The organism is Curvibacter fontanus (assembly GCF_054780335.1).
In genome coordinates this window covers 1-7,975 of record NZ_BAAGWN010000032.1, presented here as the reverse complement: position 1 = coordinate 7,975, position 7,975 = coordinate 1, and the positions used below count along the sequence as shown (strand labels likewise).

At 63.5% G+C, this 7,975-nt stretch carries 10 protein-coding genes; 9 read left to right on the top strand and 1 reads right to left on the bottom strand.

Features of this window, described 5'->3' with window-relative positions; translation table 11 throughout:
• The 3 genes from pgk to ACYVH8_RS12905 form a co-directional block, all read left to right on the top strand.
• Window positions 1–396 (top strand): phosphoglycerate kinase (gene pgk / locus ACYVH8_RS12915; RefSeq protein WP_460489223.1); only part of this gene is annotated, 396 nt, incomplete at its 5' end.
• A 61-nt stretch (window positions 397–457) separates the two neighbouring features.
• Window positions 458–1,495, top strand: coding sequence for a class II fructose-bisphosphate aldolase (gene fba / locus ACYVH8_RS12910; protein WP_460489222.1), 1,038 nt, complete (start codon window positions 458–460; stop codon window positions 1,493–1,495).
• A gap of 33 nt (window positions 1,496–1,528) precedes the next feature.
• A complete protein-coding gene (locus ACYVH8_RS12905) occupies window positions 1,529–1,837 on the top strand; it encodes a c-type cytochrome (RefSeq protein ID WP_460489221.1) in 309 nt (102 codons plus the stop codon).
• 91 nt (window positions 1,838–1,928) lie between these two features.
• Here ACYVH8_RS12905 and ACYVH8_RS12900 read toward each other — a convergent pair whose 3' ends face one another.
• A complete protein-coding gene (locus tag ACYVH8_RS12900) occupies window positions 1,929–2,246 on the bottom strand; it encodes a metal-sensitive transcriptional regulator (protein WP_460489220.1) in 318 nt (105 codons plus the stop codon).
• Window positions 2,247–2,467: 221 nt separating this feature from the next.
• On the opposite strand from ACYVH8_RS12900, the gene ACYVH8_RS12895 reads away from it, so the two are divergent.
• The 6 genes from ACYVH8_RS12895 (at window position 2,468) to ACYVH8_RS12870 (ending at window position 7,782) form a co-directional block, all read left to right on the top strand.
• On the top strand, window positions 2,468–3,043 hold the full coding sequence (locus tag ACYVH8_RS12895) for a DUF302 domain-containing protein (RefSeq protein WP_460489219.1): 576 nt from the start codon (window positions 2,468–2,470) through the stop codon (window positions 3,041–3,043).
• 75 nt (window positions 3,044–3,118) lie between these two features.
• A complete protein-coding gene (locus ACYVH8_RS12890) occupies window positions 3,119–4,399 on the top strand; it encodes an OmpP1/FadL family transporter (RefSeq protein WP_460489218.1) in 1,281 nt (426 codons plus the stop codon).
• 111 nt (window positions 4,400–4,510) lie between these two features.
• Complete coding sequence (locus ACYVH8_RS12885) at window positions 4,511–4,828, top strand: hypothetical protein (RefSeq protein ID WP_460489217.1); 318 nt, start codon at window positions 4,511–4,513, stop codon at window positions 4,826–4,828.
• Window positions 4,829–4,927: 99 nt separating this feature from the next.
• Complete coding sequence (locus ACYVH8_RS12880) at window positions 4,928–5,266, top strand: ArsR/SmtB family transcription factor (protein ID WP_460489216.1); 339 nt, start codon at window positions 4,928–4,930, stop codon at window positions 5,264–5,266.
• Window positions 5,267–5,321: 55 nt separating this feature from the next.
• The gene (gene soxC / locus ACYVH8_RS12875; protein WP_460489215.1) at window positions 5,322–6,686 is read left to right on the top strand and encodes a sulfite dehydrogenase; all 1,365 of its coding nucleotides are present in this window, start codon (window positions 5,322–5,324) and stop codon (window positions 6,684–6,686) included.
• Window positions 6,670–7,782, top strand: coding sequence for a c-type cytochrome (locus ACYVH8_RS12870; RefSeq protein WP_460489214.1), 1,113 nt, complete (start codon window positions 6,670–6,672; stop codon window positions 7,780–7,782). The genes soxC and ACYVH8_RS12870 overlap by 17 nt, the downstream gene beginning before the upstream one ends.
• Window positions 7,783–7,975: the final 193 nt, after the last annotated feature.

Below are 7,975 nucleotides of genomic sequence, written 5' to 3'. Positions count from 1 at the left end.
GTGGTCACCGCCAAGGAATTCAAGGCCGACGCCAAGGCCACGGTCAAGCGGGCCAGCGAGGTGGCGGATGACGACCTGATCCTGGACATCGGGCCCGAAACCGCGAAGAAACTGGCCCTGCAATTGAAGGCCGCCGGCACCATCGTCTGGAACGGCCCGGTGGGCGTGTTCGAGTTCGCGGCCTTCGAGAACGGCACCCGGGTGATCGCCCGGGCCATCGCCGAATCGAGCGCCTTCAGCATCGCGGGCGGCGGCGACACCCTGGCGGCGATCGCCAAGTACGGCATCGAGCAGCAGGTGGGCTACATCTCCACGGGCGGCGGCGCCTTCCTGGAGGTGCTGGAGGGCAAGACCCTGCCGGCTTTCGAGATCCTGGCGCGGCGCGCCCGGGGCTGACGGTCACTCCCTCTCCCGCAGGGAGAGGGAATGAAATCATTTATTCATCAGGAGCATTTCCATGGCATTCGCATCACTCCGACAGGTTCTCGACCACGCCGCCGAGCACGGCTACGGCGTGCCGGCTTTCAACGTCAACAACCTTGAACAGGTGCTGGCCATCATGGAAGCCGCCCAGGAAACCGACAGCCCGGTGATCCTGCAGGCCTCGGCCGGCGCCCGCAAGTACGCGGGTGAGGCCTACCTGCGCCACCTGATGCTGGCCGCGGTCGAGTCGCACCCCGACATCCCGGTGGTGGTGCACCAGGACCACGGCACCTCGGCGGCGGTCTGCCAGCAGTCGATCCGCTCCGGTTTCACCAGCGTGATGATGGACGGCTCGCTGATGACGGACGGCAAGACCCCGGCCAGCTACGACTACAACGTGGACATCACGCGCCGTGTCTGCGAGATGGCGCACCCGGTGGGTGTGTCGGTGGAAGGCGAGCTCGGTTGCCTGGGTTCGCTGGAGACCGGCGAAGCCGGCGAGGAAGACGGCGTGGGCGCCGAGGGCAAGCTCACGCACGACATGATGCTGACCGACCCGGTGCAGGCCAAGGACTTCGTGGCCAGGACCGGCGTGGACGCGCTGGCCATTGCCATCGGCACCAGCCACGGCGCCTACAAGTTCACGCGCAAGCCCACCGGCGACATCCTGGCGATCGACCGCATCGCGGCCATTCACGCACAGATCCCGAGCACGCACCTGGTGATGCACGGCTCCAGCAGCGTGCCCCAGGAGTGGCTGGCCATCATCCGCCAGTACGGCGGCGACATCAAGGAAACCTACGGCGTGCCGGTGGAGGAAATCCAGCGCGGCATCAAGAGCGGTGTGCGCAAGATCAACATCGACACCGACATCCGCCTGGCCATGACAGGCGCCATGCGCGAGACCTTCGCCAAGCAGACCAGCGAGTTCGATCCGCGCAAGGCCCTGGCCGCCGCCAAGAAGGCCGCGCGCGGTGTGGTCAAGGCGCGCTTCGAGGCCTTCGGCTGTGCCGGCATGGCCTCGAAGATCAAGCCCATCGCGCTGGAAGCCATGGCCGCGCGGTACGTCTGAACTATTTTTTTATCCACCTCAAAGGAGACAAGCATGAAACCCATCCACATCACCTTGGCCATCGCGGCGCTGGGCGCGGCCCCGGCCTTCGCGAACAAGGAACTGGCCAGCAAGAGCTCCTGCATGGCCTGCCACGCCGTCGACCGCAAGATGGTCGGCCCGTCCTTCCAGGACGTGGCCAGGAAGTATGGCGGCCAGAAGGATGCCGAAGCCATGCTGGCGGGCAGCATCAAGAAGGGCGGGGCCGGCAAATGGGGGCCGGTGCCCATGCCGGCGCAGGCGGCCTTGAGCGAGGCCGATGCCAGGACCCTGGCGGTCTGGGTGCTGGCCGGCGCGAAGTAAACGCCAGCGGCACAAGGTCGATCCGGGCCGCCGGTCCGGGTCGGCTTCTGCGCTGGCGTGCGCGGACCGCCCCGGTTTCCGGCGCCGGGCTTCAGCCGAACTTTTCCAGCAGGCGGGTCGACTTCTCGATTTCCTCGATCGACCGGTCACTGTTTTCTGCGTCGTAGACGGCCTCGATCATCGTGCAGGCCATCATGCGATAGAAGGCCTTGTCCATGGCCTTGCGCGCGGCCGACATCTGCAGCGCCACGTCTTCGCAGCTGCGGCCCTCCTGAATCATTTCCACGAGACCACGGACCTGGCCTTCGATACGGCGCAGGCGGTTGACCACGTCTTTCTGGTGATCGGCGCGGAAGACTGCGGCGGCGTTGGTGGCTTCAGCAGCGGGGGTGGCTGGCTTTCTGGGCATGGCGGCAGTCAATTTGGGCTGGGGAACCCGCAGTGTGCCAGATTCGACCCGACTTCAGCAGCGGGTCTGTATGCATCACTTATACCCTACACCGTATAGGGTTCATCCCTATGGCCGTGACCCGCTCGCTGCTTCAACATTGCGTCACGCGTCAGTTACCCCCGGGGGTAGTCGACCGATCTCGTTTTCATCGACGTTCCACTACTTCAAAAGGATTTCAAGTGAGCTTTATCAAACGATGCATGGGTGGCCTGCTGTTGCTGGCCATGACGGTCCTGGCCACGGGCTGCGGGACGATCAGCACGATCGGCAAGCTGGAGGACGGCGCCGGCGCCGAGGCCAGCCGGATGTGGGACCGTTGGATTGAGGCCGAAGGCGATATCGCCGTGACCACGACCTGGGAGCGCAAGGTCAAGCCCGGGGTGACGATCAACGATCTCGAGCAGGTGCTGACCCAGGTCGCTGCCGAACGAAATATGAAAGGCGTGGGTGATCTGCCGCTGTCCAAGGAACTGGAGGCGCGCACCGGCAAGCCGCAGAAATTCCTCAAGGTCTATTCGTTCTGCACGCCCGACACCGCGCGGGAGATGGTGGACTTCAGCCCGCACATGGCGGCCTATCTGCCCTGCCGCATCACGGTGGTGGAGAGAGATGACGGCCTGTGGATGTACACGCTGAACATGGACATGATGGTTCGCATGGGTCGCAAGTTGCCCTCGCCCCTGAAAGAAAACGCCTGGAAAGTTCGCGACACCATCTGGGAAATGATGGAACGTGGCTCCAAGGGCGAATTCTGAATTTCTTTCCCTCTCGACTTGCAAACATAACAGGAGACATCAGTGAGAAAGCATCAGTTTTTCCGTGACACGGCCATGGCCCTGGCCCTGGCTGGTCCGATGACAGTCGCGATGGCCACCAATGGCTACTTTTCGCATGGTTACGGCATGAAGGCCAAGGGCATGGGCGGCGCGGCGGTGGCCTCGACCGACAATGCATTTGCAGGCGCCAACAACCCCGCGGCCGCCGCTTTTGCAGGCAATCGCCTGGATTTGGGCGTGGATGTGTTCATGCCCAAGCGTGGCTTCAGCCGCACCGGCAGCGCCGGTGTGGGTGCAGGCAGCATCGACGTTGCGCAGGACAGTGACAGCAATACCTTCTACGTGCCTGAATTTGGCTACAACCGTGCGGTCAGCGACACCATCGGCGTCGGCCTGGCCGTGTACGGCAACGGGGGTCTGAATACGGAATATGCCGGCGGCAAGATCAATTGCGGCTCCGGTGCGGGCACTGCCAACGCGATGTGCGGTTCCGGCAAGCTGGGCGTCGACATGGTGCAGCTGGTGGTCGCGCCGACGTTCGCCTACAAGGTCAACCCCGGCCATTCGGTGGGCGTGTCGCCGCTGCTGGTGCATCAGCAGTTCAAGGCCGACGGCCTGCAGGCCTTCGACAACGCTACTGGTTTTCCGGTCATGACGAGCGCGCAGGGCAGCGTGACCAACAGGGGCTATGACTCCAGCAATGGTTTTGGCGTCCGCCTCGGTTACCTGGGCAAGCTCGGCAATACGCTGAACGTAGGCGCTTCGTACTCGCCCAAGATCAGCATGTCAAAGTTCGACAAGTACAAGGGCCTGTTTGCCGATGGCGGCAACTTCGATATTCCGGAAAACTACACGGCGGGCCTCAGTTTCCAGGCGACGCCGGCGGTCCTGGTCGCCTTCGACTACAGCTTCATCAAGTACAGCGGTGTCCCCTCGGTGGGCAATGCCAGCAACAGTACGGGGCTGCTCGGTACGGCGAACGGCAAGGGCTTCGGCTGGTCCGACATCAACGTGTACAAGCTGGGGCTGGAGTGGCAGCAGTCAGGCAACCTGACGATGCGTGCCGGCGTCAATGTGGGTGATAACCCGGTGAAGGGCCGCGATGTGACCTTCAACATCATCGCCCCGGGTGTGGTCACGACCCACTACACGCTGGGCGGCACCTACGTCCTGTCCAGGCAATCGGAAGTGACGTTCGCCTACATGTATGCGCCCGAGAACTCGGTTTCCGGCTCCTCGATGTTCAACAGCATCGCCGGCGCCGGCGCAGGTGGCAACGAAACCATCAAGATGTCCCAGCAATCCCTGGGCGTCCAGTTCGGCTGGAAGTATTGACCCGCCCGCGACGGGCCGGGCTGGTCCCGGCCCTTGCTTCTGAACGGGCCGTACGCGCAGGCGGGAACGGTTGGGTTGCTAGCCGTCCCGGTCTTCGATAACCTATGGCTCATGCACAAATACCTTGCTTTTCCCCTGATGGTCTTCGCTGGCGTCGCAGCATCACAGGTCCCGGCTGTGTTCCAGGGGGCCGACCTCTCTCTGGGCGAGCGGCTGATCGCGGAGAGCAAGTGCGTGGCGTGTCACCAACAGAGGGTGGGCGGTGATGGCACGGCCATCTATCGGCCGGCCGGCCGGATCAACAGTGCGGGCTTTCTGCGTGGCATGGTCGAGCAGTGCAATACGGAGCTCAACCTGGGTTTCTTTCCCGAAGAGGTCACGGCCGTTGCTGCCGTGCTGAACCGGGACCATTACCGTTTCACAAAGTAAAAACCAACCCCCGGGGTTGGGTTGACATACGCGTAAACCCTGAATGATTTCTTCTTTGAAACCTATATATTCGAACATGTGAATATTTAGATATATCAAATGAATCGCGAGACGCCACCGAAGACAACGCTGGATGGCTACGAGGTAGCCGCCGAATTGTTCGGGGTGCTGTCCACGCCGCTGCGGCTGCGGATCATCAGCGCACTGTGCGGGAGCGAGAAAAACGTGACGCAGCTGCTGCAGGAGATGGCGGTGTCTCAGCCCAATATGTCACAGCAGCTCAATGTGCTGTACCGGGCGGGGGTGGTGGACAAGCGGCGCGATGGCGCGCAGATGTATTACCGGATTGCCGACGAAACGGTGGTGCGGGTGTGCAAGGCAGTGTGCGCGCAGGTGAGCGCGGGTGGAGCAGAGGGGCGCGAGGCTCATGCAGGCTGAGCGCGCGCAGACAGACGAATCGCCAGCAGATGGCAACGATAGCAAGGAGTGTGTGATGCAGGACAACTTGAGTTCGGGCAGGATCCGCAAGGCGCCCGAGAATTTTCTGAATCAGGACGGTATCAAGACGGTCATTGCCGAGGCCAAGCAGGGCCGACGCAATTTCATCCGTAACGCGTTCGCCGCCGCCGCCGCGGGGGCCGCCGGCAGCGTTGCGCTGGCCCAGGGCAACCCGGTGCCGACCGAGGGGGGGGATCCCAACATCCTGAACCTGCCCGAGCACAGCACGGGCCTGGGGCAGGGCGTTGCCGCCAATGAAGGCTACGGCAAGCCCTCCAGGTTCGAGACCAACGTGCAGCGCCGTCAGAGCCCGGGCCTGACCCAGACCACGCAGGCTTCGGTGTCCTTCGCGCCCCTGCAGTCGCTGTTCGGTATCGTCACGCCCAGCGGCCTGCACTTCGAGCGTCACCACCAGGGCTGGTGGGACATCGATCCGTCCAAGCATCGCCTGATGGTCAATGGCATGGTCAAGGCCGCCAAGGTCTTCACCATGGACGAGATCATGCGCCTGCCGGCGGTCTCGCGTTTCCACTTCATCGAGTGCGGCGCGAACACGGCCGTCGAATGGGGCAACGTGGCGGTGCCCACCGTGCAGTACACGCACGGCATGGTGTCCTGCAGCGAGTTCACGGGCGTGCCGCTGATCACCCTGCTGGAGCTGGCCGGCGCCGACCTGAAAAAGGGAAAGTTCGTGCTGGCCGAAGGTGCCGACGGTTCTTCCATGACCCGCACCATTCCCATGGAACTGATCACCTCGGGCGAAGTGATCGTGGCCTACGGCCAGAACGGCGAGATGCTGCGCCCCGAGCAGGGTTACCCGCTGCGTCTGGTGGTGCCGGGTGTGCAGGGTGTGAGCTGGGTCAAGTACCTGCGTCGCATCGAGGTGGGTGACATGCCTTACGCAGCCAAGGATGAGGCGGTGCATTACATCGACCTGCAGCCCAGCGGATTGCACCGCCAGTACACCAGCATCCAGGAGTGCAAGAGTGTGGTGACCACGCCTTCCGGCGGCCAGGTGCTGCTGGACAAGGGTTTCTACAACGTCTCCGGTCTGGCCTGGTCGGGTCGCGGCAAGGTCAAGCAGGTGGACGTGTCGCTCGATGGTGGCCGCAACTGGCGCCGTGCGCGTCTGGAGAACCCGGTGCTGTCCAAGGCGCTGACGCGCTTCAACATCGACTGGGTCTGGGACGGCAAGCCGGCCATCATCCAGAGCCGTGCGACCGACGAGACGGGCTATGTGCAGCCCACCTACAAACAGCTGCGTGCCGTGCGTGGTACGCGTTCGATTTACCACAACAACGCCATCCAGTCGTGGCTGGTGCAGGAAAGCGGCGAGGTGAAAAATGTCCAGGTTTCGTAATGCAGTTCTGACGGCCGCCCTCCTGGCGGTGGCCGGAATCGCAGTTGCCCAGTCGACCAAGTACCCGGGTGTGGGTCGTGATGCCACGCCCAAGGAAGTGGCGGCCTGGGACATCGACGTGCGTCCCGACTTCAAGGGCCTGCCCGCCGGTTCCGGCAGCGTGGCCAAGGGCCAGGACGTGTGGGAAGGCAAGTGCGCCCACTGCCACGGCATCTTCGGCGAGTCCGGCGAAGTGTTCAGTCCGCTGGTGGGTGGCACCACGGCAGAGGACATCAAGACCGGCCGCGTGGCCAAGCTGACCGACTCTTCTTTCCCGGGTCGAACCACCTTGATGAAGGTGCCCACCGTCTCGACGCTGTGGGACTACATCAACCGCGCCATGCCCTGGAATGCGCCCAAGTCGCTGAGCACCGATGAGGTGTACGCCGTGACGGCCTTCCTGCTGAACCTGGGCGGCATCGTGCCCGACAACTTCGTGCTGTCGGACAAGAACATCCGCGAAGTGCAGGGCCGCATGCCCAACCGCAACGGCATGACAACCGAACACGCCATGTGGCCGGGCCCGGAGTTCAGCAAGGTCAAGAAGGCCGACACCAGCAACGTGGCCTGCATGAAGGATTGCACGCCGGAGCCCAAGGTGGCCTCCTTCCTGCCGGACTACGCACGCAATGCCCACGGCAATCTGGCCGAGCAGAACCGCCTGGTGGGCGCCCAGCATGGCGCCGACACAACGCAACCCGAGCGCAAGGCGGGTCAAGCCGCGCCGGCAGCGGCGCCCCCGGCGGCCAAGCCGGCGCCCGCCGCCAAGCCGAAGGCTGAAACGGCTCCTGCCGCCAGCGGCGGCGACGGCAAGGCGGCCCAGGCGCTGCTGTCCAAGTACAGCTGCACGGCCTGTCACGCCATGGACAGGAAGCTGGTCGGTCCGAGCTTTGCGGAAATCGCCAGAAAGCACGCCGGCAAGGTGGACTACCTCGCCGGCAAGATCAAAAATGGCGGCTCGGGTGTCTGGGGCCCCATTCCCATGCCGGCGCAGACACTGAGCGATAGCGAAGCAAAGACCCTGGGTGCCTGGCTGGCTGCCGGCGCGGGAAAATAGAGCTTTAAGTACAAGTACCAATAGGGCAGGATAGATTTTTTTATTAGCATGTACTTATTCAAGGAGCATCACATGCAAACTCGTCGCGAGACACTGAAACAAAGCGCCGTGGTGGCGGGCCTGCTGGCCTCCGCCGGCATGATCCCGCAGCAGGCGGCAGCCTACGAGAAGGCTGCCTTCGACGCCAAGACCG